Origin of the sequence: Streptomyces sp. CA-210063 (assembly GCF_024612015.1) — a bacterium.
Classification (GTDB): Bacteria; Actinomycetota; Actinomycetes; order Streptomycetales; family Streptomycetaceae; genus Streptomyces.
On sequence record NZ_CP102512.1, the window covers coordinates 2,404,130 to 2,428,483 of the forward strand.

The following is a 24,354-nucleotide window of genomic DNA, read 5'->3' on the forward strand; positions in this document are numbered from 1 at the left end:
CTGGGGGAACCCTGTGTTCCGGCTGAGCCGGAGCCGTGCGACCTGGTCGGCGGGCGCGGACGGCGCTCCGTAGGGGGACGTACGGAAGCCGCCAACTACCTTGACCGAAGAGGGCGTTGGCACGGACCGGCCACAGGAACCCCTTGAGTCTCTCTCGGCGTGCCGCCCACTCTGATCACTGGCTTCCGCCCACCAGGTCGGAAGCGTTCGTCAGCGTTCAGGGGAGGACGCAACACCCATGCGAAGACTCCACACCCTCGGGGCCGTGGCAGGAGCGGCCGGTCTGCTCGCGGCGGCGATCACGCCCGCGGCGGCCGGCCCCGGCCCCGGCCCCGGCACCAGCACCAGCACCAGCACCAGCACCAGCACCAGCACCAGCACCAGCACCAGCACCAGCACCAGGAACACCGACACCGCGACCCCGGTCACCACGCAGACCGTCACCCTCATCACCGGCGACACCGTCTCGCTCACCGCCGGGCCGGACGGCAAGTACGCCGTCGATGTGCGGCGCGGTGCGGGCCGCGAGGCCGCCACGTTCCTGTCGAGCGAACGTGACGGCGAGGTCAGTGTCCTGCCGGCGGACGCCATCCCGCTGGTCCAGGCGGGCCGCCTCGACCCGGCCCTCTTCAACGTCACCCGGCTGGTGGAGCAGGGTTACACCGATGCCAGGACCCGCACCACGCCCGTGATCGCGACCTACGCGAAGGGCGGTGCGACCCCCGACGGCGCCCGCCGCACGCTCGCGTTGCCCGGGATCGACGGCGCGGCGCTGAGTGCCGAGAAGTCGACCGCGTTCTGGGCGGACATCGCGCCCGCGCTCGGCACCGAACCCGCGACGAAGGCCGCGCGGCAACTCGGCGGGGGCATCGACAAGATCTGGCTGGACGCCAAGGTGAAGGTGTCGCTGGAGACGAGCGTCCCGCAGATCGGCGCGCCCGAGGTGTGGCAGTCGGGCTACGACGGCAAGGGCGTCGAGGTCGCGGTCCTGGACACGGGCGTGGACACCGGACACCCGGATCTCGCCGGCAAGGTCGCCGAGTCCCAGAGCTTCGTGCCGGACCAGGCGGTACGGGACGGTCACGGACACGGCACCCATGTGGCGTCCACGATCGTCGGCTCCGGCGCGGCCTCGGACGGCAGGCGCAAGGGCGTGGCACCGGGCGCGGAACTGCTGGTCGGCAAGGTGCTGAACGACGCGGGCCAGGGCCAGACGTCCTGGATCATCGCGGGCATGGAGTGGGCGGCTCGCTCCGGCGCGAAGATCGTCTCGATGTCGCTGGGCGGCACGGCGTACGGCCCCTCCGACGTGCTCAGTGAGACCGTCGACGAGCTGTCCGCGTCCACCGGCAGCCTCTTCGTCATCGCGTCGGGCAACGCGGGCCCGGGCGAGCAGACCGTGGGCACCCCGGGCATCGCCGACTCGGCGCTGACCGTGGGCGCGGTCGACAAGTCGGACCGGCTGGCGTCGTTCTCCAGCCGAGGCCCGCGCCCCGGTGACTTCGCGGTCAAGCCGGAGATCACCGCACCGGGCGTGGGCATCACCGCGGCGCGTGCCGCCGGCACCACCATGGGGACGCCGGTCGACGACAACTACACGACGGCGAACGGTACGTCGATGGCGACCCCGCATGTCGCGGGCGCGGCGGCGCTGGTCGCGCAGGCGCATCCGGACTGGACCGGTCAGCAGATCAAGGAAGCGCTGGCCAGCACGGCGAAGACGAATGCCGACAACTCGGTGTTCGAGCAGGGCGACGGGCGGGTCGACGCCGTGCGGGCCGTCGAGCAGAGCGTCTTCGCGACGCCGACGCTGAGCTTCGGCAAGTTCGAGGACGGCGACACCGAGGTCGCCACCAAGGACATCACGTACACCAACACCACCGACAAAGCGGTGGAATTGAAGATCTCGTCGTCGCTCGCCGACGTCACGTTGGGCAACGACACGCTGACCGTGCCCGCGCGGGGCACCGCCACGGTCCCGGTCGGCGTCGACCCCGCGAAGGAGGCGGAGGGCCGGTACGCGGGTCACATCACCGCGACCGCCGACGGCATCCGGGTCACCACGGGCGTCGGCTTCGAGAAGGCGCCGAAGACGTACGACCTCAAGGTCTCGCTCCTGGGCCGCGACGGCAAGCCGCCCACCGGCGGGTCGATCTACACGCTCATGGAGCTGAACGGCGCCTACCCCGACGAGTACGGCTTCCTCGGCTCCGGCTGGACCTGGCAGGTTCCCGCCGGCACCTACTCCATCTCGACCTGGATCCCGGACCGCGACGCGGGCGGGGTGACCGTCGGTACCTCCGTGGTCGTCAACCCCGAGATCAAGGTGAACGGGGACACCGAGGTCGTCCTGGACGCCCGCAAGGCGGTGGAGATCAAGCCGAAGACGAAGCAGGACTCGGAGTTCCAGGGCTTCAGCACCAATGTGCACCGCGAGGGGCCGGGCAGCGGCTGGGGGCTCACCTACAGCCAGGGCTTCTGGACCGACCACGTCTATGTGACGCCGACCGAGCAGGTCACCGAGGGAACCCTGGAGTTCTCCGCCAAGTTCCGGCTGTACGCGAAGGAGTTGACGGCGAGCGTCACCAGCCCGGAGAAGTCCGAACTGTCCTCGCTCTACTACTCCCAGACGTACGAGGACTTCCCGTTGAAGATCAGCGGTGACCACACGGTGCGGGCGGTGGACGCGGGCGGCGGTACCGAGGCCGACTTCGCGGGGCTCGACGTCAAGGGCAAGGTGGCGGTGGTCGCGCTCGGCGCCACGGAGCGGGCACAGAGCGCTCTGGACAACGCGACCAAGGCCGGCGCGGGTTACCTCATCGCATACCGCAAGACCCCCGGTTTCTGGATCGAGGCCGTGGACCGGGCGACCACGGTCCCGCTGATGATCGCCACCGGTGAGGAGGGCGCCAAGCTCACCGGCCTGCTGAAGACCGGCAAGAAGGTCACGCTGAAGCTGAGCGGCACGCCGGCCAGTCCGTATGCCTACAACCTGCTCGCCGCGCAGAGCGGCGCCATCTCCGCGAACCAGACGTACCGCTTGGACGGTTCCAACACGGTGAAGCGGAAGGCCCGTTACCACGGAGCCACGGCCGGCGAGATCGGCGCGGACACCCTGTACACCTTCCGCCCCTGGCAGCTCTTCGGAGTCGAGAACAGCGACTACATGCAGCTGGGCACGGAACGCGACGAGTACTACTACGTCGATCCCGACACCCGTACCTGGCACGTCGTCTATCCGAACTGGAACACGCTCAGGGGCCAGTGGAGCCCGCTGCGGACCTTCAGCGAGCCGGGCACAGAGCCCGCCGAGAACTGGCTGCGCCAGGTCGTCCGCCCGGGAACCAGCGAGGAGTACGGTCTCTCCGAACGCACCGGTGACAAACTCACCATGTCCGTCGCTGAGTTGAGCGACTCCACGCCGGGTCACTACGGATACGTCGACGGCACCGACACCACCGCGCAGGGCAAGCTCTACGCGGACGGAGAGCCCGTCGGTGACTCGACGTCCAGCGGATACGGCATCTTCGACGTGGCCGCGGACAAGGCCTCGTACCGCTTCGAACTGGACGTGCAGCGCCGGGCGGCCTGGGCCAAGTACTCCACGAGCACGCACACCGAGTGGACCTTCGCGTCGGCGCACACCGACACCACGACGGCGCTGCCGCTGCTCACCGTCGGCATCGCCCCGAAGGGCCTCGACCTCCTCAACCGGGCCAGAAGTGGCCGGGAGCTGGAGATCGGGCTGCCGGTCGCGAACCAGCTGGGGAGCGTGAAGGCGAGCAGCCTGAAGGCCTGGGTCTCCTACGACGACGGCACGTCCTGGAAGGAAGTGAGGGTCAAGAACGGCGAGGCGCGGTTCAAGCCGGCGAAGGGCGCAGAGTCGGTGTCGCTGCGGGTCCGGGCCGCCGACCGCGACGGCAACGGGATCGACCAGACCGTGCTGCGGGCGTTCGGCCTGAAGTAGGCGACCCGCCACTGCTCCTCAGCCTTAACAAAGATCGTCTAGCGTGCCGGGACATGGTGAACACGGCACACGACACGGCAAGACCGACCCCTGCCGCGAGCCCTTGGTCCGCGGTGGGGGTCTCCGCCTTCGACGAGCTGGTGTACCAGGCGATCCTCCACCAACCTGATGCCGACGCGGCCGGCTGGGCGCTGCTGACCGGTGCCTCCCCGGCTCGAGTGCGGGAGGCCTGCGACCGGTTGCTCGCGCTCGGATTCCTCCAACCGCCGGACTCCATGGGCGAGTTACGCGCGGTCGACCCACGAGTGGCGATCCGCGCGCTGATCCGGCGGCGCGAGACGGAGTCCGAACTGCTCGCCGCCACCGCCGAGGAGATGGCGACCGCGTACGAGGCGGGGCTGCTGCGCGAGGAGCCGTCCCGGCTGGTCGAGGTGGTGTCCGGGGAGGGCGCCAACGCGGCACGCCTGGAAGAGCTGTACGCGCACGCCGAGCACGAGGTGTGTGTCTTCGACACGCCTCCCTATCTCGCCCCCCGCACCCCGCAGTTGGACCTCCAGGCCGATCTGCTCAGCCGCGGCATCGTGTATCGCACGGTCTACGCGGCGACCGCCCTGGAGGACCCGGATGTCCTGTCCCATGCCTGGAAGATGGTGGAACTCGGCGAGCAGGCCCGGGTGTTGCCGTCGGTCCCGGTCAAGTTGCTGGTGGTGGACGGGCGTCGGGCGATGCTCCCGCTGACCGCCACTCCGGCGGGCGGCTACTGCGCCGCCGTCGTACGGCACTCGGCGGTGACCGAGGCCCTGCAGAAGCTTTTCGACCTGGCCTGGCAGCAGGCGACTCCGCTCGGTCGGCCCGTCGAGGACGCCGAACTCTCCGAGGGCGAGCGGGCGTTGACCCGGCTGCTGGCGGCCGGGATGAAGGATGAGGCGGTGGCCCGCCACCTGGGCGTGAGTCTGCGGACCCTGCGCCGCCGGGTGAGTGACCTCCAGGAGCGGCTGGGGGCGGCGAGCCGCTTCCAGCTGGGGGCTCGGGCGGCGCAGCGCGGCTGGTTGTAGCACGCCCCTCTCGCACCGGCCGTACGGGATGGGCCGTCGGGGACGGCGAAGGGCCGCACCCCCGTCTCCGGGGATGCGGCCCTCAACTACCCTGCCGTACCGCTCAGTCGCGTCAGCCGCGGATCAGGTTGCGCAGCACGTACTGCATGATGCCGCCGTTGCGGTAGTAGTCGGCCTCACCGGGGGTGTCGATGCGGACGACCGCGTCGAACTCGACGCCGCTGTCGGTGGTCACCTTGACCGTGCGGGGCGTGGTGCCGTCGTTGAGCTCGGTGACGCCCGCGATGGAGAAGGTCTCCTCGCCGCTCAGGCCGAGGGACTGGGCCGAGGCGCCCTCGGGGAACTGCAGCGGGAGGACGCCCATGCCGATGAGGTTCGAGCGGTGGATGCGCTCGTAGGACTCGGCGATGACGGCCTTGACGCCGAGGAGGGCCGTGCCCTTGGCCGCCCAGTCACGGGACGAGCCGGAGCCGTACTCCTTGCCGGCCAGGATGACCAGCGGGATGCCCTGCTCGATGTAGTTGCGCGAGGCGTCGTAGATGAACGACACCGGACCGCCGTCCTGGGTGAAGTCGCGGGTGTAGCCGCCCTCGGTGCCCGGCGCGATCTGGTTGCGCAGGCGGATGTTGGCGAACGTGCCGCGGATCATGACCTCGTGGTTGCCGCGGCGCGAGCCGTAGCTGTTGAAGTCACGACGCTCGACACCGTGCTCCGTGAGGTACTTGCCTCCGGGGGTGTCGGCCTTGATCGCGCCGGCCGGGGAGATGTGGTCGGTGGTGACCGAGTCGCCCAGCTTGGCGAGGACGCGGGCGCCGGCGATGTCCGAGACCGGGGTGGTCTCCATCGTCATGCCCTCGAAGTACGGGGGCTTACGGACGTACGTCGACTGCGGGTCCCACTCGAAGGTGTTGCCCTCGGGGATCGGCAGCGCCTGCCACTGGGCGTCGCCCGCGAAGACGTCCTGGTAGGACTTGTTGAACATGTCCTCGCCGATGGCGTTGGCCACGACGTCGTTGACCTCGGCCTCGGAGGGCCAGATGTCCTCGAGGTAGACCGGCTTGCCGTCCTGGTCCGTGCCGAGCGCGTCCTTGGTGATGTCCACCTTCATGGAGCCCGCGAGGGCGTACGCGACGACCAGCGGCGGGGAGGCCAGGTAGTTCATCTTGACGTCGGGGTTGATCCGGCCCTCGAAGTTCCGGTTGCCGGACAGGACCGAGGTGACCGCGAGGTCGTGGTCGTTGACGGCCTTGGAGACCTCCTCCGGCAGCGGGCCGGAGTTGCCGATGCAGGTGGTGCAGCCGTAGCCGACGAGGTTGAAGCCGACCTTGTCGAGGTACGGGGTGAGGCCCGCCTTGTCGAAGTAGTCGGTGACGACCTTGGAGCCCGGGGCGAGAGTGGTCTTGACCCACGGCTTGCGGGTCAGGCCCTTCTCCACGGCCTTCTTCGCGACGAGCGCGGCGGCGACCATGACGTACGGGTTCGAGGTGTTGGTGCAGGAGGTGATGGCCGCGACCGTCACCGCACCGTGGTCGATCTCGTACGTCGAGCCGTCGGGGGCGGTCACGGTGACCGGGTTGGACGGGGCGCCGTTCGGGGCGACGGCCGGGGAGTCGGAGGCCGGGAAGGACTCCTGGCCCGCCTCGTCGACGCTGTCGACGTAGTTGCGTACGTCCGTCTTGAACTGCTCGGCGGCGTTCGCGAGGACGATCCGGTCCTGCGGACGCTTCGGGCCGGCGATCGACGGGACGACCGTGGAGAGGTCGAGCTCCAGCTTCTCGGAGAAGTCGGGCTCGGCGGCCGGGTCGAGCCAGAGGCCCTGCTGCTTGGCGTAGGCCTCGACGAGCGCGAGCTGCTGCTCGGATCGGCCCGTCAGCTTCAGGTACTTGATGGTCTCGCCGTCGATCGGGAAGATCGCCGCGGTCGAGCCGAACTCCGGCGACATGTTGCCGATGGTGGCGCGGTTGGCGAGGGAGGTGGCGGCCACGCCCTCGCCGTAGAACTCGACGAACTTGCCGACGACACCGTGCTTGCGGAGCATCTCGGTGATGGTCAGCACGAGGTCGGTGGCGGTGGTGCCGGGGGTCAGCTCACCGGTCAGCTTGAAGCCGACGACGCGCGGGATGAGCATGGAGACCGGCTGGCCGAGCATCGCGGCCTCGGCCTCGATGCCGCCGACGCCCCAGCCGAGCACGCCGAGGCCGTTGACCATGGTGGTGTGGGAGTCGGTGCCGACGAGGGTGTCGGGGTAGGCCTGGCCGTTACGCACCATGACGGTCCGAGCGAGGTGCTCGATGTTCACCTGGTGGACGATGCCGGTGCCCGGGGGTACGACCTTGAAGTCGTCGAAGGCGGTCTGGCCCCAGCGCAGGAACTGATAGCGCTCCTTGTTGCGACCGTACTCCAGCTCGACGTTCTGCGCGAAGGCGTCGTTCGTGCCGAACTTGTCGGCGATGACGGAGTGGTCGATGACCAGCTCGGCCGGGGAGAGCGGGTTGACCTTCGCCGGGTCGCCGCCGAGCTCCTTGACGGCCTCACGCATGGTGGCGAGGTCCACGACACAGGGCACACCCGTGAAGTCCTGCATGATCACACGGGCGGGAGTGAACTGGATCTCCTGGCTGGGCTGGGCCTGCGAGTCCCAGCCGCCGAGGGCACGGATGTGGTCGGCGGTGATGTTCGCGCCGTCCTCCGTGCGGAGCAGGTTCTCCAGCAGGACCTTGAGGCTGTAGGGCAGGCGAGCCGAGCCCTCCACCTTGTCCAGCCGGAAGATCTCGTACGACTCGTCGCCCACCTGCAGCGTGCTGCGGGCGTCGAAGCTGTTCGCCGACACGACAGTCTCCTTCATTCCATGTGCGCGTACCACCGCATCCTGCCGCCATGCCCTCTTGGCCGATCCGCTAAGGTAAGGCTAAGTTAGGTACCCCTTACCGGGGTGGGGGCCGCAGTGCGCCTCGGCAGATATCTCGATGTCGAGATAACAGTAGTACATGGGCGCGGGCTGGTCATGCCCGGGCGGATGTGGCGTGCGCCAATCTCGACGGGAGCGGCCGTGGCTCGCCGCGGCGGGGGCAGGGTGTGGTCGCCACCGCGGACCGCTCCGGCGTTACAGCTCCCCCCGTCCCCTCCTTGTCATTACCCATCCCCTTTGCCCCCTTTTCATTGCCTTCCAGCGCGGGCCAGTGCGGTCTCCGCCTGGTCGGCGAGGGCGCCGACGAGATCGGACTCCCGGCCCCGCCATCGGTCGAGGAAGGGGTCGACGAGCGCCTCCGCCACGCACAGGGAGGCTATGGGCCGCTGGTGGCCACGGGCAGGGGAGTTTCCCTGCCGGCAGGACTTCAGAAGGTGGTGAAGTGCCCAGTGCGGCGGCGGAGTTGAGTGAACTGTGCCACATGGCCTTATCGCAGCTCAGCACCTACCAAGCAGCGCCGCTGAGGACACCACGGCCAACGCACTGACGGACCGCCCGAGCAGGATCAGGGATGCGGACCGGCAGGAGGGGTACCCGTCGCGCATCGAAAGGAGGCACACATGCCGCTCACGTTCCGCAAGAGCTTCCGCATCCTGCCGGGTGTGCGACTGAACATCAACAAGCGTTCCTGGTCCATCACCACCGGCGGCCACAACGGCCCGCGACACACGCACAGCAGCACGGGACGCCGTACGACATCGATGGATCTGCCCGGCCCCTTCGGCTGGCGCCGCACGCGCAACGCCCGGCGCCACTGAGCTTCACCGGTGGCCCACCGGTGAAGCTGACGACCCGTCACCGGAACGGACCCTGCAACACCCCGAACGGACCCCCCAAGAGGCGCCATCTCATATCTGAGATAACCTCAACCCCATGGCAGACGACTACCTCGTACGCATCGGCAAGCTCATCCGTGACGCAAGGCAGCACCGTGGCTGGACACAGTCGCAGTTGGCGGAGGCGCTCGGTACAAGTCAGAGCGCGGTCAATCGCATCGAGCGCGGCAATCAAAACATCAGCCTTGAGATGATCGCTCGAATCGGTGAAGCCCTGGACAGTGAGATCGTCTCGCTGGGGTACGCGGGCCCGATGCACCTACGGGTGGTCGGCGGGCGTCGGCTCTCCGGCTCGATCGACGTCAAGACCAGCAAGAACGCGTGTGTCGCGCTGCTGTGCGCCTCCCTGTTGAACAAGGGGCGCACAGTGCTGCGCCGGGTGGCCCGGATCGAGGAGGTGTACCGCCTTCTGGAGGTGCTCGGCTCCATCGGCGTACGCACCCGGTGGATCAACGGCGGTGTCGACCTGGAGATCGTGCCGCCGGCCGAGCTGGAGCTGGCGGCGATCGACGCGGAGGCGGCCCGCCGCACGCGCTCGATCATCATGTTCCTCGGTCCGCTGCTGCACCGCATGGACCACTTCAAGCTGCCGTACGCGGGCGGTTGCGACCTCGGTACGCGGACGATCGAGCCGCACATGATCGCGCTGCGCCGGTTCGGCCTCGACATCACGGCCACCGAGGGGCTGTACCACGCCGAGGTGGACCGGTCCGTCACCCCCGGCCGGCCGATCGTGCTGACCGAGCGCGGCGACACGGTGACCGAGAACGCGCTGCTCGCCGCCGCCCGCCACAACGGCGTGACCGTCATCCGCAACGCCTCGTCCAACTACATGGTGCAGGACCTCTGCTTCTTCCTGGAGGCCCTCGGCGTACGGGTGGAGGGCATCGGCACCACCACGCTCACCGTGCACGGCGTGCCGCACATCGACGTGGACGTCGACTACTCGCCCTCCGAGGACCCGGTCGAGGCGATGAGCCTGCTCGCCGCCGCGGTCGTCACGGAGTCCGAACTGACCGTGCGCCGGGTGCCGATCGAGTTTCTGGAGATCGAGCTGGCGGTCCTGGAGGAGATGGGCCTCGACCACGACCGCACACCGGAGTACTTCGCCGACAACGGCCGTACGCGCCTGGTGGACCTCACCGTCCGACCCTCCAAGCTCCAGGCGCCGATCGACAAGATCCACCCCATGCCGTTCCCCGGTCTGAACATCGACAACGTCCCGTTCTTCGCGGCCATCGCCGCCGCCGCGCAGGGCCAGACCCTCATCCATGACTGGGTCTACGACAACCGCGCGATCTATCTCACCGACCTCAACCGTCTCGGCGGCCGCCTCCAACTCCTCGACCCGCACCGCGTCCTCGTCGAGGGCCCCACCCGCTGGCGCGCCGCCGAGATGATGTGCCCGCCCGCCCTGCGCCCCGCCGTCGTCGTCCTCCTCGCGATGATGGCCGCCGACGGCACGTCCGTCCTGCGCAACGTCTATGTCATCAACCGCGGTTACGAGGACCTCGCGGAACGCCTGAACACGGTGGGGGCACAGATCGAGATCTTCCGGGACATCTGAACGTCGCGTGCCGCCGCACCCTGCTTGACCTGCTCAGCCGACGAGGCGGGGACGGCCGGCTGGGGTGGGAGCCACGCCGAGGTGTTCGAGCAGTAGCCCTTCCCTGGTGGACCATGGGCAGATCTCGACGCTCTTGGCCCCGCAGGCTTCCATGAGAGCCTGCGCGATCAGGGCTCCGGCCAGGGACTGCTCGGCGCGGTGCCGGGAGATGCCCGGCAGCTTGGCACGGTGGGACGGTGCCGCGTCGGCCAGCAGGGAGACTGCCTTGTGCAGTTGGGGCAACGTCAGCCGCCGTCTTGTGCGCGGTGTCCTGCTCTGGGCGGCGGTGAGCCGGGCGAGCTGTTCGAAGGTCTTGGAGCAGGCCAACACCCGCCCTCCCGACTCGGCCTGCGGCAGGCCGTGGACGGCTTCCAGGGACCGGCTGAGGTGCTGCAGGACTTCTGCCAGGCGACGTCGGGACGGCACTGTGCCGCCGGGAAGCCAGTCCCGGGTGATCCTGCGGGCGCCCAGCGGCAGCGAGTGGACGACGCGGGGCTGGTCTCCGGTGCCGCGGGCGATCTCCACTGTGCCGCCGCCGATGTCCAGGACCAGCAACTGCCCAGCCGTCGGGCCTGCCCACTGGCGGGCGGCCACGTAGGCCAACCGCGCTTCCTCCTCGCCGGACAGCACGCGCAGGCGGGTGCCGGTGGTGCGTGCCACACGCGCGATGATCTCGTCACGGTTGGGCGCGTCGCGGATGACGGAGGTCGCGAACGCGAACACTTCCGGTCCACGCGGACGCGGGTCGGCGGCGACGGCCTCGGCCACTGCCCGCTCGACACTCTTCACGCCGACCTTGTCCAGGCGCCCCTTGCGGTCGAGGGTCTCGTGCAGTCTCAGCCGCACCTTGCGGGAGAACACCGGCTCCAGCACCGTACCCGGACGCCGCCGCACCACCGTCAGCAGAGCGCTGTGACACCCGACGTCGAGCACACCTGCCTGCCGCATCCCCTCACCTCCCCCTCGCCCCCGCGACGCTCGACCGGACCGGCTCCTTCTCCCGTCCTGCGACATCTCTCGACGACAGCACGACGGGGATTCCGGGCCAGCGCGTAAGCATATCGTCACCACGCGTGCACCCTCCGCCCCGGCCCACAAGAAAGCACCCGGCTGCGGGCCGGACGCGCCGAGCCCGAGCAGGGCACGGCCCCTGACAGCGCCGTCATGGCGGTCGGCCGACCCATCCTTCACCTAGCGCTTACTCGCGGGCAAAAAACAAGGGAAGGCCAAGGGAAAGCATGGGGGGACAAAACTCTCCCTGCCATGGGTGACGCCCGTGATGCAGGCTTTCCGCGTGATCAGCCGCCCTGTCGAGGCGAGCGGTCACCCTGTTCCCGCGGTGGCGTCGATCTCGTGCCTGGTCTCCCGCTGGTGTACACGACTGATCCGTCCGTGATGCAAAGGCGAACGCATGTCCTCTGAACTCCCTGATTCTGCTGTTTCTCCGCCCACCGGAGCCGGTGAGTCCCCCTCGGGGCCCAGCCGGCGCACCGTGATCGCCACCGGTGTCGCGGTGGGCGGTGTCGTGGTGGCCGGAGGAACGTTCCTGGCCGGCGCCGAGGAGGCGACCGCCACGGGTGCGGCACCCTCCAGCCGTGTGTCCCTGACGGTGAACGGCACCCGGCGGACGGTGACGGTCGACAACCGGACCTCGCTGCTGGATCTGCTGCGCGAGCACCTTGACCTGACCGGCTCGAAGAAGGGCTGTAACGCCGGGGCCTGCGGGGCGTGCACGGTGCTGGTCGACGGGCAGCGGATCAACTCCTGCCTGACGCTGGCGGTGCGGCTGGAGGGCGCCGAGGTCACCACGATCGAGGGCCTGGCCAAGGGCGACAGGCTGCACCCGCTGCAACAGGCGTTCGTCGACGAGGACGCCTTCCAGTGCGGCTACTGCACCCCCGGCCAGATCATGTCCGGCGTCGGCTGCATCCAGGAGGGCCACACCAGCTCGCCGGAGGAGATCCGGGAGTACATGAGCGGCAACGTCTGCCGCTGTGGCTGCTACGTCAAGATCGTGCGCGCGGTCGAGCAGACCGCCACCCGGAAGTAAGGAGCGGCCCCATGCATCCCTTCTCCTACACCCGCGTCAGCACCGTCCGGGAAGCCCTGGACGCCGGGAGACGCGGCGGCCGCTACATCGCCGGCGGTACCACGCTGGTCGACCTGATGCGCGAGACCGTCGAAACCCCCGAGACGCTCGTCGACATCAGCGCCCTGCCCCTGAGTGAGATCACCGCCACCGCGGGCGGCGGCATCCGCATCGGTGCCCTGGTCCCGATGGCCGTGGCCACCGCCGACCCCAAGCTGAACTCCCTCTTTCCGGTGGCCGCCCAGGCGCTGCGCGGCGCCTCGGCCCAGCTGCGGAACATGGCCACCATCGGCGGCAACATCATGCAGCGCACCCGGTGCACGTACTTCCGTGACGTGACCGCCGACTGCAACAAGCGCGAGCCCGGCTCCGGCTGCGCCGCCCTGGGCGGCTACAACCGCGGCCACGCGATCCTCGGCGGCTCCGACGACTGCGTGGCCACCCACGCCTCCGACTTCGCCGTCGCCCTCACCGCCCTGGAGGCGACCGTCCACCTGCGGGCCCCGGACGGCAAGGAGCGCAGCCTCCCCTTCGGCGACTTCCTGCTCCGTCCGGGCAATACCCCGCACCGCGAACAGGCCATCAGGCAAGGCGAGTTGATCACGGCGGTCGAGATACCGGCGTATCCGCGTCCGCTGAAGTCGGCCTACCTGAAGCTCCGCGACCGGCAGTCCTACTCGTTCGGGCTGGCCTCGGCGGCCGTCGCACTGCACATCCGGGGCGGCGTGATCCGCGAGGCGAAGGTCGCCGCCGGCGGTGTGGCGACGGTGCCGTGGAAGCTGCCGGCCGTCGAGCGGGCCCTCATCGGTGAGCGCCCCTCGGACCGTCTGTGGGCCGAGGCCGCCGGTCACGCGGCCGACGGCGCCCGCCCCCTTCAGCACAACCGGTTCAAGGTCGAGCTCCTGAAGCGGACCGTCGAACGCCAGCTGCGCACCGTAGGAGAGATGGAATGAGCCCCCAGCCGCAGGCAGCCGTAGGCGCACCGCTGTCCAGGGTGGACGGCCGGCTCAAGGTCACCGGCCAGGCGGAGTACGCCGCCGAGCACGACGTCAAGGGTGTCGTGCACGCCGTCATCGTCGACGCGAGCGTCGGCCGCGGCCGGATCAGGTCCATCGACACGCGCGCCGCCGAGAAACACGCCGGTGTGCTGCGGGTGATCCACCACGGCAACGCGCCGACGCTCCCGTACCGCGACAACGCCGGGTCCAACAACCCGGCCGGGCGCAGGCTTCGGGTCTTCCAGGACGACCGGGTGCTCTTCCACGGTCAGCCGGTCGCCGTCGTGGTGGCGAACACGTTGGAGGCCGCGCAGCACGGCGCGAACCTGGTCAAGGTCCGCTACGACGCCGAGCGACCCTCGACCGACATCGCCAAGGCCGAACCCGGCGAGCCGACGAACTACGCGCGCGGTGACGCGGAAGCCGGTCTGCGTTCCTCGGCCGTACGGCTGGACCTGACGTATGAGCTGGCCCGCAACCACCACAACCCGATGGAGCCGCACGCCACCGTCGCCCGCTGGGACGGCGACCGGCTCACCGTGTGGGACAAGACGCAGTGGATCGTGGGCACGCACGACGAGATCGCCGCGGTCTTCGACCTGCCGGCGGACGCGGTGCGCGTCATCAACCCGTTCGTCGGCGGCGGGTTCGGCAGCGGGCTGCGCTGCTGGCCGCACACGATCGTCGCCGCGCTGGCCGCGCGGGTGACGCGTCGCCCGGTGAAGCTGGTGCTCAGCCGCAAGCAGATGTACTTCGGCACCGGCTTCAGGCCGTCGTACGCGTACCGGCTGCGCCTCGGCAGCGACCGGCGCGGCCGGCTGAACGCCGCCATCCACGACATCGACGCCGAGACCTCCTCGTACGAGACGTTCAACGAGGCCGTCATGCTGGCCGGGCAGATGCTCTACAGCATGCCGAACGTCCGTCAGGCGTACCGGCAGGTGCCGCTGGACGTGAACACGCCGATCTGGATGCGCGGGCCGGGTTTCGCGTCGGCGTCGTTCGTGATCGAGTCCGCGATGGACGAGCTCGCCCACCGCCTCGACATGGACCCGATCGAGCTGCGCCGGCGCAACGAGCCGAGCGAGGACGAGTCGACCAACGAGCCGTTCTCCACCCGGCGGCTGAGCGAGTGCTACACGGTCGGCGCCCGCGAGTTCGGCTGGGATCGCCGCAACCCGAAGCCGCGCTCGACGCGGGACGGGGACTGGCTGGTCGGCCTGGGCATGGCCACCGGGGTGTACGACCCGGGGCGGTATCCCGCGCAGGCCCGGGCCCGGCTGGACGCCGACGGAACCGCGGTGGTGGAGGCGGCCACCAGTGACATGGGGCCGGGCACCTACACCGCGCAGACCCAGGTCGCCGCGGACGCGCTGGGGCTGACCATGCGCACGGTGACCTTCCGGCTCGGCGACTCCCTGTATCCGCCGACCTCGCCGCACGGCGGCTCGGCGACCATGGCCAGCGTCGGCTCGGCCGTCGTCGACGCCTGCGACCAGGTGCGGCGGCAGGCGATCAAGCTGGCCGTCGAGGACCGCGAGTCACCGCTGTACGGGGTGAGCGCGGACGACGTGGTCGTGCGAGGCGGCCGACTGCACGTTCAGGGCACTCCGGCGCGCGGGGAGACGTACAAGAGTCTGCTGGCCCGCAACGACCGCTCCCATCTCGAAGCGAACGGTTCCTACGACGGGCCGGGCAGCGACCGGTCCGCCTACTTCGCCTACAACGCCACCTTCGCCGAGGTCGCCGTGGACGCGAACCTGGGGCTGGTGCGGGTACGGCGGATGCTCGGCGTCTACGACGCGGGCCGGATCATCAGCCCCAAGCTGGCCGAGAGCCAGGCGTTCGGCGGCATCGTGGGCGGCATCGGTACGGCGCTGCTCGAGCACACGGTCACCGACCACCGCGACGGGCGCATAGTGAACGCCAGCCTCGCCGACTACCTCGTCCCGGTCAACGCCGACGTCCCCGACATCAAGGCGATCTACCTGGATGGCGAGGACAACGCCGGCAACCTGCTGGGCGTGAAGGGACTCGGCGAGGTCGTCCAGGTGGGCGTGGCGGCCGCGATCGGCAACGCGGTCTTCAACGCCACCGGCCGCCGGGTCCGCCAACTGCCCATCACCGCCGAGGCGTTGCTCTGACACCGCCGCCTTCATAGCCGGGTCCGGCAGCCGAACCCCCCGTACGGCTGCCGGACCCTCCCGGGCCGCCGCCGCGGAGATCCATCAGAAGGGCCCTAGGCCCCCGTCGACGCGGCGGCGACCCGCTCACCTTCTGCGACAGCGACCGTCTGCTCTGGAGACCCCCCCATGCTCAACATCGCGGACACACTGCACCGCTGGTGCCGCGAGGAACGCCCCTTCGCCCTGGCCACCGTCGTCGACGTCACCGGCAGCGCACCCCTGCCCATCGGTACGTCGGTGGCCGTGGATGAAGACGGCAACGCCATCGGCAGCATCTCCGGCGGGTGCGTCGAGGGCGCGGTGTACGAACTGTGCCGACAGGTGCTGCACGACCAGGGCCCGCCCCAGCGCGCCTGGTTCGGGTACTCCGACGACGACGCCTTCGCCGTGGGCCTGACCTGCGGTGGGGAACTCGATGTGCTCGTGCGGCGTGTCGATCCGGCCGCAGAGCCGCATCTCGGCGCGGCGCTCACCGAGGCGGTCGAGGGCCGGCCCGCCGCCGTCGCCCAGGTCGTGGACGGGCCTGAGGGATTGCTCGGCGCCACTTTGAGCGTCCTCGGCGACAGTTGGATCGCCGACAGCGCGCTCGGCGACGGGCCGACCGGCCGGGCAGTGGCTGACCGGGCCACCGCCCGACTGCGCACCGGACGCACCGCACGCCTCGCCGTCGGCGGAGACGCCGACACCTGCCCCGAGAAGCTCTCCGTCCTCGTCCACGCGGCCGCCACCCGCCCCCGCATGATCGTCTTCGGCGCCATCGACTTCGCCGCCGCCCTCGCCCAAGCCGGCCGCTTCCTCGGCCATCACGTCACCGTGTGCGACGCCCGACCCGTCTTCGCCACCGAGGCACGGTTCCCGCACGCCGACGAGGTGGTCGTCGACTGGCCCCACCGCTACCTGGCACAGACGGCCGTGGACGCCCGTACCGCCGTCTGTGTGCTCACCCACGACGCCAAGTTCGACATCCCCCTGCTGCAGCTGGCACTCGACCTGCCCGTCGGCTACGTCGGCGCGATGGGCTCCCGGCGCACCCACGAAGAGCGCCTTCGCCGTCTCCGCGAAGTCGGCGTCACCCAGGAGCAGTTGGCCCGGCTGCGCTCCCCGATCGGCCTCGACCTCGGCGCCCGTACCCCCGAAGAGACGGCCATCTCCATCACCGCCGAGATCATCGCGCACGCCAACCGTGCGAGTGGCTTGCCTCTGGTCCGGGTCAGCGGCCCGATCCACCGCGTTTCCGGGGCGGTGCCAAAGACAGCGCGGCACGAGGGAGGAATGGTCTCAGGAACGTGCTGATCGACACCTACGGCCGACAGGCCACCGACCTGAGGGTCTCGCTGACCGACCGGTGCAACCTGCGCTGCACGTACTGCATGCCCGAGGAGGGCCTGCAGTGGCTGGGCAGGAGCGACCTGCTGACGGACGACGAGATCGTCCGCCTGATCGGCATCGCGGTGACCTCCCTGGGCATCGAGGAGGTCCGCTTCACCGGCGGCGAGCCCCTGCTGCGCCCTGGTCTGGTCGGCATCGTGGAGCGGGTCGCCGGCCTTGCGCCGCGCCCGCAGATGTCCCTCACCACCAACGGCATCGGCCTCAAGCGCACCGCGACCGCGCTGAAGGCGGCGGGCCTGGACCGGGTGAACGTCTCCCTGGACACCCTGCGCCCGGACGTCTTCAGGACCCTCACCCGCCGGGACCGCCACAAGGACGTCCTCGAGGGCCTGCACGCGGCCCGTGAGGCGGGCCTGACCCCGGTGAAGGTCAACTCGGTCCTGATGCCGGGCCTGAACGACGACGAGGCCCCCGACCTGCTGGCCTGGGCGGTCGAGCACGACTACGAGCTGCGTTTCATCGAGCAGATGCCGCTGGACGCCCAGCACGGCTGGAAGCGCGACGGCATGATCACGGCAGGCGACATCCTGACCTCCCTGCGGACCCGCTTCGAGCTGACGGAGGAGGGCTCCCGGGCCCGGGGTTCGGCGCCGGCCGAGCGCTGGCTCGTGGACGGCGGCCCGCATCGCGTGGGCGTGATCGCCTCGGTGACCCGCCCGTTCTGCGCCGCCTGCGACCGCACCCGGCTCACCGCCGACGGCCAGATACGAACCTGCCTGTTCGCCCGGGAGGAGACCGACCTGCGCGCGGTCCTGCGCGCGGACGCACCGGACGCGGATATCGCGCGGATCTGGCATACGGCGATGCGGGGCAAGAAGGCGGGCGCGGGCCTGGACGACCCGACCTTCGTCCAGCCGGACCGCCCGATGTCAGCGATCGGAGGCTAGGCAGTTCCCTGGTGACACTGCTCGACCTGTTCGTCCCGGCCGCCCTCGGTGCGCCGACCGGTGCCGCCGCGCTGCTCGGTGTCGTCTGCACAACGCCACCGTCCGCCCTGGCAACGCGGACGGACCCCGCTGCTGACCATCGGTAAAGGGGGGAGAATTTCCTCCCGGATGTTCTTCTTCCCGGATGAATTTCTCCTCTTTTCGTGCCCGCGTCCGCGGGTGAGGGTCGGAATCGAGTATTTCTCGCGGATGGATCACGCCTTGGCAATTCCTGTGCGGGGTCATTGAAACCGTTGACGGAACGCAAGGAAAGGCGCCCATGACGACGTCGACGCTGGACCGGCCCGCTCCCACGGTCGCTCCGGAACACCCGCCGGCCGTCCCGGAGCGACAGGCGCCCGCCGTGCGGCCGGGGTACCGGAGAGCCCGCAGGGCGTTGTGGTGGGTGGCATGCCTGGTCTGTGGCGGCCTCGTGGGCCTTGTCCTCGCCATCGTCGGCACGCTGCGCGGGCGGGCGCCGTCCCGGCTGCGGCGCGGGGTGGTCGCGGCCGGGGCGGCGGTGCAGCCGGCGGCCGGCGGTTCCTTCGCGGTAGCCGGATCCGAAGGTGACGGAGGTCTGTGGGAGACCACCCGCGCGGTGGTCGACGCGCCGGTCTCCGGAGCGGCCCTGCTCTACGGCGTCGGCAAGGCGGCGAGGTGCATCAGGGCGACAACGGGACGACCGCTGTGGTCCTGGACGACGGAGTCGTCCGCGCCGGCACCATGTTCGGCACGGTCTTCCTGACCGACCAGCGCATGGAGGTGGACTCGCCGCGCACGCGGCGCCTGGCGGAACACGAGGCCCGGCACGCCGACCAGTGGGCGGCCTTCTCGCTCGTCGGCGGGCCTGCCGCCTTCCCCGCGCTGTATGCCCTCGACGAGGCGTTCTTCCCCGGTGCGTTCAACCACTTCGAACGTCAGGCCGGGCTCGATGACGGCGGCTACGACACGCCGTCGGACTGCCCGTCCATCGCCGGCCGGCTCACCCTTGTCTCCCTCGGGCTGGTCGCAGGCTCGACCCTGGTCGCCCGGCGCAGGCTCCGCGGCCCGGCTCCGGCTTCGACGGACGTAAGGACTTCTCCCGCTCGGCGTCCTGACAACTGGTGAGTGTCCGGCCCTTCGATACAACTGGTGAGTGTCCGGCCCTTCGATATCGGGGCAGTCCGAAGCCGACGCCGCCCTCTACCGCATCGCCGTAGTCCGCATGCAAGGAGACCGCCGGACGCGCGAGTACGTCATTCGCCGCTTCGCCATGAAGCAGGGAGGAATTCCTCCCCCTCTCAGAACGCCCGTGTGGTGCGATGCTCTACCGCGTCCCCACCCCGCCGCGGTCGCACGTCGCCCCGAAAAGAGAATGCCGACGAATGTCATCCATGACCGACGACCGACCCCGCAAGCTGCCTTTCGTCGTTCTGGTGCTGTCCGCCGGAACGTTTCTCATGGGCACCACCGAATTCGTCATCGCGGGCCTGCTGCCCGAGATCGCCGGTGATCTGAATGTCTCCCTGTCTCAGGCAGGTTTGCTGATCACGGCGTTCGCGGCGGGCATGATCATCGGCGCACCGGTGATGGCTGTCGCGACGCTGCACCTGCCCCGGCGCTCCACGCTGATCCTCGCGCTCGTCGTCTTCGCCCTCGGCCACCTGGTCGCCGCGCTCAGCTCGTCCTTCGCGCTCGTGCTCGCGGCCCGCGTGGTGACCGCACTGGCCACAGGAACCTTCTGGTCCGTCGGCGCGGTCGTGGCCACGACCGCGGCAGGACCGGCAGCGACGTCACGGGCGCTGGGCATGCTCCTGGGAGGTCTGACCGTGGCCACCGTGGCCGGCGTGCCTCTGGGCGCGTGGCTGGGGCAGCTGTCGGGCTGGCGCGGGCCGTTCTGGGTGCTGGCCGCGCTGTCGGCCGGCGCGGCGACGGTCATCGGCCGGTACATCCCCGCCGACGAGCGACGCGAAGCGCCTTCCGTGCGGGCCGAGTTCGCCGCGCTGCGGGATGTCCGGGTGTGGCTGACGCTGAGTGCCATGACGCTGCTGATGGGCGGTGTCCTGGCGACGTACACCTACATCTCGCCCCTGCTCACCGAGCGGGCCGGCATCCCCGGCGGAGCCGTGCCCATGGTCCTGATCGGCTACGGTCTGGGCGCCCTGCTGGGCACCACGGTCGGCGGGCGCCTGGGCGACCGTCACCCCCTTGCCACGCTCCTCACGGCCGCCGCCACGACCACGCTGGTCCTGCTGTTGCTGACCTGGCTCTCCCCGAGCCCCGTGGCGGCCGTCGTCCTGGTGACACTGATGGGGATGACAGGCTTCGCGGCAACCCCGGCGCTCGGCGCGCTGGCCCTGCGCTTCGCCGGTTCCGCACCCACCCTCGCCTCCGGCCTCAGCGGCGCGGCGCCCAACGTGGGCATCGCCGTCGGCTCCTGGACGGCGGGCATCGCCCTGACCTCACCGCTGGGGCAGGCAGGGCCCCCGCTGGTCGGCACCGTGGCGGCCGCGCTCACCCTCGTACCGCTGACCGCACTCGCGCTGATGCGCGCCACCCGCTCCGAGACGCCTCCGCCTCGGCCCCGAGCAGCCGCAGACCAGTCGATCGGGTGCGGCACTCAGGCCATTGGCTGACGCGGTGCTCGGCTCTTCCTACACGCGAGCGGCAGGTCACGCCCGCGGACCGACAGAGCGTGAGGTACAGCCCGGCGGGATCACCGTCGGCGTGGGCGCGTCAACGGTCAGCGGAGGGAAGACGACGGCGCCATGTTCTGGTCGGTGGCCCAGGAGGCGAGGATGCGCAGCCGCTCGTGGGTGGGGGAACCGGGGGCGGCGGTCCAGACGGTGAGGTGCTGGTCGGGGTCGGTGTTGGCGGTGAGGGTGTCCCAGTCGAGGACGAGTTCGCCGACGACCGGGTGGTTGAGAGTCTTGGTGCCCACGGTGCGGGCGGCGACCCGGTGATCGCCCCACCACTTCGCGAACTGCTTGTCACGTGTGGACAGTTCACCGACCAACTCGGTCAGACGCGGGTCCTCGGGATACTGCGCGGCTTCCATCCGCACCTGCGCCACGGCGATCCGCGCCGAGCCCTCCCAGTCGGCGTACAGGCTGCGCATCGCCGGGTCGGTGAAGATGAGCCGCGGGTAGTTGCGGTGCTTCTCCGGAATACGGGAGAAGTCGGTGACCAGCGCGGCCGCCAGCGCGTTCCACGCCAGAATGTCACCGCGCCGCCCCTGCACGATGGCCGGGGTCGCGGTGAGATCGTCCAGCACCCGTTGCAGCTGCGGCTGGACCTTCTGCCTGCCGTGCCGCCGGGTGCGCGTGGTGGTCTTGCCCGCGAGCTGGAAGAGATAGCCCCGCTCGTCGTCGTCCAGGTGGAGAACGCGGGCGATGATGTCCAGCACGGGAGCCGACGCCTGCATACGGCCCTGCTCAAGGCGCGTGTAGTAGTCCGTGCTGATCGAGGCGAGCTGGGCGACCTCCTCACGGCGCAGTCCTTCCACCCGGCGGGGCCCGCCCGTCTCCGGCAGCCCGACCGTGCGCGGGCTCAGCTCGGAGCGGCGCTTCTTAAGGAATTCGCCGAGCTCATTGAGAGGAACGTTGCTGGTCATGCTTCCCATCCTGACGAGGCCGGCAGGTTCTGGTCGGCGGCCCAGGAGGCGAGGATGCGCAGCCGCTCGTGCGCGGGGGATCCCGGGGTCGCGGTCCAGACCGTCATGTACTGGTCGGGTTCGGTGCTGGTGGTGAGGGTGTCCCAGTCGAGGGTGATCTCGCCCACGACCGGATGGATCAGGGTCTTGGTGCCCACGGTGCGGGCGGCGACCCGGTGATCGCCCCACCACTGGGCGAACTGCTGGTCGCGCATGGACAGTTCACCGACCAGCGCGATCAGACGAGGGTCCTCGGGATACCTCGCCGCCTCCATCCGCAGCTGCGCCACCGTCACCTGCGCGGCCGTTTCCCAGTCGGCGTGCAGGCTGCGCATGGCCGGGTCGGTGAAGGTGAGCCGCGGGTAGTTGCGGTGCTTCTCCGGAATGCGGGAGAAATCGGTGACCAGCGCGGCCGCCAGCCCGTTCCACGCCAGAATGTCACCGCGCCGCCCCTGGACCATGGCCGGGACGGAGGCGAGGTCCTCCAGCACCCGCTGCAGTTGCGGCTGGACCTTCTGCACGCCACGGCGCCGCGTGCGCGTGGTGGTCGTGCCCGCGAGCTGGAACAGATGGCCCCGCTCGTCGTCGTCCAGGTGGAGCACCCGGGCGATGATGTCCAGCACGGGAGCCGACGCCTGCATACGGCCCTGCTCAAGGCGCGTGTAGTAGTCCGTGCTGATCGAGGCGAGCTGGGCGACCTCCTCACGGCGCAGTCCTTCGACGCGGCGGGGCCGGCTGGTCGACGGAAGTCCGACCGTGCGCGGGCTCAGCTGTGAGCGGCGCTTCTTGAGGAATTCTCCCAGTTCATTCAGGGGGACGTTGCTGGTCATGTTTCCCAGCATTACATCGATCGCAGCTGGGGAAAGGGGGAGGAATTCCTCCCTGGATGTTCCTCTCCCCTGATGGATTCCTCTTGTGGCTCAGAAACGAGTTCGACCGGACGGTTCGTCTCGCGGGCGGCCGGCGCGGCGACGACCACGTGCGGCCGGCAGCGCAGCGCCGTGCACCGTGCTGAGTGGGCCCCGGATGCGTGACCGATGGGCCGGGGCTACTGGGCGCGGGTGCGGCGGCCGTTGTACTGCTGGTCGGTGACCGGCTCGGCCCAAGTGGTCTCGGAGGTGCCGTCGCCTGTGCCCTCCCACAGGGCGATGTGCTCCATGAACCGGTCGGGGGCGGCGCCGTGCCAGTGTTCCTCGTTCGGCGGGCAGCCCACGGTCTCCCCGGGGTGGGCCTCGAAGACGGTGCCGTCCCGCGTGCCGATCAGGGCGATCCCGGAAACGACGTGCAGGGTCTGGCCCAGGGCGTGGGAGTGCCAGTGGGTGCGGGCGCCCGGCGAGAAGCGGACCAGGTTGGCGCGCATCCTCGACGGTTCCTGGCCGGCCACGATGACGTCCCACCACACGTCGCCGGTGAACCAGTCCGCCGGGGCCTTGCTGCTGGGCTGCTGCTTGATGAATTCCATGGTGTCTCTCAGCTCTCCTTCATGTGTGGGCTGTCTTCAGCGGGCGACGTAGCCACCGTCCACGGGGAGGGCGACACCGACGACGAAACCCGCCCCGGGGCTGCACAGCCACAGGACCGCCTGGGCGATCTCCTCAGCCGTGCCGAGCCGGTTGATGGGCTGGCCGGCCTCGGCCTCGGCGCGGTCGAGTTCCCCCTTGGCGATCATGTCGCTGACCATGGGGGTGTCGATGGTGCCGGGGCAGACGGCGTTGATCCGGATGCCCCGCGGGGCGTATTCGAGTGCCGCGCTGCTCGTGAGGCCGATGACCCCGTGCTTGGAGGCATGGTAAGAGGCGCGGCCGGGGAGGCCGACCAGGCCGCCGAGGGACGAGCAGTTGACGATCGCGCCGCTGCCCTGGGCGCGCATGTGCCGCAGCTCGTGCTTCATGCAGGCCCAGACGCCACGGAGGTTGATGGCGTTGACGCGGTCGAAGCGTTCGGCGGGTTCGTCGGCGGCGTCGCTGGGCGGGATCTGGATGCCGGCGTTGTTGTAGGCCATGTCGAGGCGGCCGAAGGTCTCCACGGTGCGGTCGACGACGGCGGCGACCTGCTCCTCGTCGCTGACGTCGCAGGTGACAGCGAGAACTTGGTGGCCGGCGTCGGTGAGTTCCTTCGCGGCTGTGTTCAGGGCCGCTTCGTCGATGTCGGTGAGGGCGACGGCGGCTCCGGAGGCGGCGAACGCGCGGGCGGTCGCCAGGCCCATACCGGCGCCGGCCCCGGTGACAAGAGCGACCTGGCCGTGGAAGTCGTATGTGGGATGCACGGTGTCCCTTCAGGTGGGGAGATGTGTCGGCACGACTGATGTCAGGGGTGCCTGGATGAACTGCTGCGGCACGACGCCGTGCCGCGACGCCGTCAGACGCTCCGGCCGCCGTCGACGACCAGGGCGTGGCCGGTGGCCAAGGAGGCGGCGTCCGAGCGTGCGAGGGCCAGGGCCTGTCCGCCCGCTTCCTCGATGAGCCGTGCGGTCTTTCGGGGGCCGTCCGGGGACAGGTCGGCCAGGGCGACGCGGGCGCCCGCGCGGGCGAAGACGACGGCGGTGGTGGTGCGGCCGATGCCGGAGCCGGCTCCGGTCACGGCGGCCACCTTCCCGGTGAAGCCCGCGCTGCTCACCGTCATCCGCGGAGTCCCCCTGTACGCCGGTACGCCGGTACGCCGGTACGCCGGTACGTCGGCTTCGTGTCGGCAGTACGCGGATCC

General features: G+C 70.2%; 19 protein-coding genes. 12 read left to right on the top strand and 7 right to left on the bottom strand.

Features of this window, described 5'->3' with window-relative positions; genetic code table 11:
• Positions 1-238 precede the first annotated feature (238 nt).
• Together JIX56_RS10390 and JIX56_RS10395 are read left to right on the top strand one after the other, a co-directional pair.
• Positions 239-3,967: a S8 family serine peptidase gene (locus JIX56_RS10390; protein ID WP_257539319.1), complete on the top strand. Its 3,729-nt coding sequence runs from the start codon at positions 239-241 to the stop codon at positions 3,965-3,967.
• Positions 3,968-4,020: 53 nt separating this feature from the next.
• Positions 4,021-5,022: a helix-turn-helix transcriptional regulator gene (locus JIX56_RS10395; RefSeq protein ID WP_257539321.1), complete on the top strand. Its 1,002-nt coding sequence runs from the start codon at positions 4,021-4,023 to the stop codon at positions 5,020-5,022.
• Positions 5,023-5,134: 112 nt separating this feature from the next.
• Here JIX56_RS10395 and acnA read toward each other — a convergent pair whose 3' ends face one another.
• On the bottom strand, positions 5,135-7,852 hold the full coding sequence (gene acnA, locus JIX56_RS10400) for an aconitate hydratase AcnA (protein WP_306819839.1): 2,718 nt from the start codon (positions 7,850-7,852) through the stop codon (positions 5,135-5,137).
• Between the two features lie 698 nt (positions 7,853-8,550).
• On the opposite strand from acnA, the gene JIX56_RS10405 reads away from it, so the two are divergent.
• Together JIX56_RS10405 and JIX56_RS10410 are read left to right on the top strand one after the other, a co-directional pair.
• Positions 8,551-8,748 carry a DUF4236 domain-containing protein gene (locus JIX56_RS10405; protein ID WP_020114176.1) on the top strand — a complete coding sequence of 66 codons (198 nt, stop codon included), beginning with the start codon at positions 8,551-8,553 and terminating at the stop codon, positions 8,746-8,748.
• Between the two features lie 115 nt (positions 8,749-8,863).
• The gene (locus tag JIX56_RS10410; RefSeq protein ID WP_257539331.1) at positions 8,864-10,393 is read left to right on the top strand and encodes a helix-turn-helix domain-containing protein; all 1,530 of its coding nucleotides are present in this window, start codon (positions 8,864-8,866) and stop codon (positions 10,391-10,393) included.
• A 33-nt stretch (positions 10,394-10,426) separates the two neighbouring features.
• Here the strand turns inward: JIX56_RS10410 and JIX56_RS10415 are convergent, their stop codons facing one another.
• Positions 10,427-11,380, bottom strand: a complete 954-nt coding sequence (locus JIX56_RS10415) for a Ppx/GppA phosphatase family protein (protein WP_257539333.1) — start codon at positions 11,378-11,380, stop codon at positions 10,427-10,429.
• A gap of 463 nt (positions 11,381-11,843) precedes the next feature.
• Here JIX56_RS10415 and JIX56_RS10420 point away from each other — a divergent pair, with 463 nt between their 5' ends.
• The 8 genes from JIX56_RS10420 (at position 11,844) to JIX56_RS10455 (ending at position 20,635) form a co-directional block, all read left to right on the top strand.
• Positions 11,844-12,482, top strand: coding sequence for a (2Fe-2S)-binding protein (locus JIX56_RS10420; protein ID WP_257539334.1), 639 nt, complete (start codon positions 11,844-11,846; stop codon positions 12,480-12,482).
• Positions 12,483-12,493: 11 nt separating this feature from the next.
• The gene (locus JIX56_RS10425) at positions 12,494-13,474 is read left to right on the top strand and encodes an FAD binding domain-containing protein (RefSeq protein WP_257539336.1); all 981 of its coding nucleotides are present in this window, start codon (positions 12,494-12,496) and stop codon (positions 13,472-13,474) included.
• Positions 13,471-15,663 carry a xanthine dehydrogenase family protein molybdopterin-binding subunit gene (locus JIX56_RS10430; RefSeq protein WP_257539338.1) on the top strand — a complete coding sequence of 731 codons (2,193 nt, stop codon included), beginning with the start codon at positions 13,471-13,473 and terminating at the stop codon, positions 15,661-15,663. The genes JIX56_RS10425 and JIX56_RS10430 overlap by 4 nt, the downstream gene beginning before the upstream one ends.
• A gap of 168 nt (positions 15,664-15,831) precedes the next feature.
• Positions 15,832-16,998: an XdhC family protein gene (locus JIX56_RS10435; RefSeq protein WP_257539340.1), complete on the top strand. Its 1,167-nt coding sequence runs from the start codon at positions 15,832-15,834 to the stop codon at positions 16,996-16,998.
• Positions 16,992-17,981 carry a GTP 3',8-cyclase MoaA gene (moaA, locus tag JIX56_RS10440; protein ID WP_257539342.1) on the top strand — a complete coding sequence of 330 codons (990 nt, stop codon included), beginning with the start codon at positions 16,992-16,994 and terminating at the stop codon, positions 17,979-17,981. Before JIX56_RS10435 ends, moaA begins: the two co-directional genes overlap by 7 nt.
• A 319-nt stretch (positions 17,982-18,300) precedes the next feature.
• Positions 18,301-18,765 (top strand): hypothetical protein, encoded by a 465-nt coding sequence (locus tag JIX56_RS10445; protein ID WP_257539344.1) that lies wholly within the window; start codon positions 18,301-18,303, stop codon positions 18,763-18,765.
• Positions 18,708-19,127: a hypothetical protein gene (locus tag JIX56_RS10450; RefSeq protein ID WP_257539345.1), complete on the top strand. Its 420-nt coding sequence runs from the start codon at positions 18,708-18,710 to the stop codon at positions 19,125-19,127. Before JIX56_RS10445 ends, JIX56_RS10450 begins: the two co-directional genes overlap by 58 nt.
• A 266-nt stretch (positions 19,128-19,393) precedes the next feature.
• Positions 19,394-20,635: an MFS transporter gene (locus JIX56_RS10455; protein ID WP_306819840.1), complete on the top strand. Its 1,242-nt coding sequence runs from the start codon at positions 19,394-19,396 to the stop codon at positions 20,633-20,635.
• Positions 20,636-20,742: 107 nt separating this feature from the next.
• Here the strand turns inward: JIX56_RS10455 and JIX56_RS10460 are convergent, their stop codons facing one another.
• From JIX56_RS10460 to JIX56_RS10480, 5 genes are all read right to left on the bottom strand, one after another.
• Positions 20,743-21,612 carry a helix-turn-helix domain-containing protein gene (locus JIX56_RS10460; protein WP_257539355.1) on the bottom strand — a complete coding sequence of 290 codons (870 nt, stop codon included), beginning with the start codon at positions 21,610-21,612 and terminating at the stop codon, positions 20,743-20,745.
• Positions 21,609-22,493: a helix-turn-helix domain-containing protein gene (locus JIX56_RS10465; RefSeq protein WP_257539357.1), complete on the bottom strand. Its 885-nt coding sequence runs from the start codon at positions 22,491-22,493 to the stop codon at positions 21,609-21,611. The genes JIX56_RS10460 and JIX56_RS10465 overlap by 4 nt, the downstream gene beginning before the upstream one ends.
• A gap of 206 nt (positions 22,494-22,699) precedes the next feature.
• On the bottom strand, positions 22,700-23,113 hold the full coding sequence (locus JIX56_RS10470; RefSeq protein ID WP_257539359.1) for a (R)-mandelonitrile lyase: 414 nt from the start codon (positions 23,111-23,113) through the stop codon (positions 22,700-22,702).
• Between the two features lie 36 nt (positions 23,114-23,149).
• The gene (locus JIX56_RS10475; RefSeq protein ID WP_257539367.1) at positions 23,150-23,917 is read right to left on the bottom strand and encodes a glucose 1-dehydrogenase; all 768 of its coding nucleotides are present in this window, start codon (positions 23,915-23,917) and stop codon (positions 23,150-23,152) included.
• A gap of 92 nt (positions 23,918-24,009) precedes the next feature.
• Positions 24,010-24,273, bottom strand: coding sequence for an SDR family NAD(P)-dependent oxidoreductase (locus tag JIX56_RS10480; RefSeq protein WP_257539369.1), 264 nt, complete (start codon positions 24,271-24,273; stop codon positions 24,010-24,012).
• Positions 24,274-24,354: the final 81 nt, after the last annotated feature.

What these genes read in the sequence shown, in the direction of transcription:
- JIX56_RS10420 (WP_257539334.1), top strand. Translation starts at nt 11,844, where the DNA reads ATGTCCTCTGAACTCCCTGATTCTGCTGTTTCTCCGCCCACCGGAGCC.
- JIX56_RS10455 (WP_306819840.1), top strand. Translation starts at nt 19,394, where the DNA reads ATGACCGACGACCGACCCCGCAAGCTGCCTTTCGTCGTTCTGGTGCTG.
- JIX56_RS10395 (WP_257539321.1), top strand. Translation starts at nt 4,021, where the DNA reads ATGGTGAACACGGCACACGACACGGCAAGACCGACCCCTGCCGCGAGC.
- JIX56_RS10435 (WP_257539340.1), top strand. Translation starts at nt 15,832, where the DNA reads ATGCTCAACATCGCGGACACACTGCACCGCTGGTGCCGCGAGGAACGC.
- JIX56_RS10460 (WP_257539355.1), bottom strand. Translation starts at nt 21,612, where the DNA reads ATGACCAGCAACGTTCCTCTCAATGAGCTCGGCGAATTCCTTAAGAAG.
- JIX56_RS10390 (WP_257539319.1), top strand. Translation starts at nt 239, where the DNA reads ATGCGAAGACTCCACACCCTCGGGGCCGTGGCAGGAGCGGCCGGTCTG.
- JIX56_RS10445 (WP_257539344.1), top strand. Translation starts at nt 18,301, where the DNA reads ATGACGACGTCGACGCTGGACCGGCCCGCTCCCACGGTCGCTCCGGAA.
- JIX56_RS10415 (WP_257539333.1), bottom strand. Translation starts at nt 11,380, where the DNA reads ATGCGGCAGGCAGGTGTGCTCGACGTCGGGTGTCACAGCGCTCTGCTG.
- JIX56_RS10405 (WP_020114176.1), top strand. Translation starts at nt 8,551, where the DNA reads ATGCCGCTCACGTTCCGCAAGAGCTTCCGCATCCTGCCGGGTGTGCGA.
- JIX56_RS10465 (WP_257539357.1), bottom strand. Translation starts at nt 22,493, where the DNA reads ATGCTGGGAAACATGACCAGCAACGTCCCCCTGAATGAACTGGGAGAA.
- JIX56_RS10430 (WP_257539338.1), top strand. Translation starts at nt 13,471, where the DNA reads ATGAGCCCCCAGCCGCAGGCAGCCGTAGGCGCACCGCTGTCCAGGGTG.
- JIX56_RS10425 (WP_257539336.1), top strand. Translation starts at nt 12,494, where the DNA reads ATGCATCCCTTCTCCTACACCCGCGTCAGCACCGTCCGGGAAGCCCTG.
- JIX56_RS10480 (WP_257539369.1), bottom strand. Translation starts at nt 24,273, where the DNA reads ATGACGGTGAGCAGCGCGGGCTTCACCGGGAAGGTGGCCGCCGTGACC.
- JIX56_RS10470 (WP_257539359.1), bottom strand. Translation starts at nt 23,113, where the DNA reads ATGGAATTCATCAAGCAGCAGCCCAGCAGCAAGGCCCCGGCGGACTGG.
- JIX56_RS10410 (WP_257539331.1), top strand. Translation starts at nt 8,864, where the DNA reads ATGGCAGACGACTACCTCGTACGCATCGGCAAGCTCATCCGTGACGCA.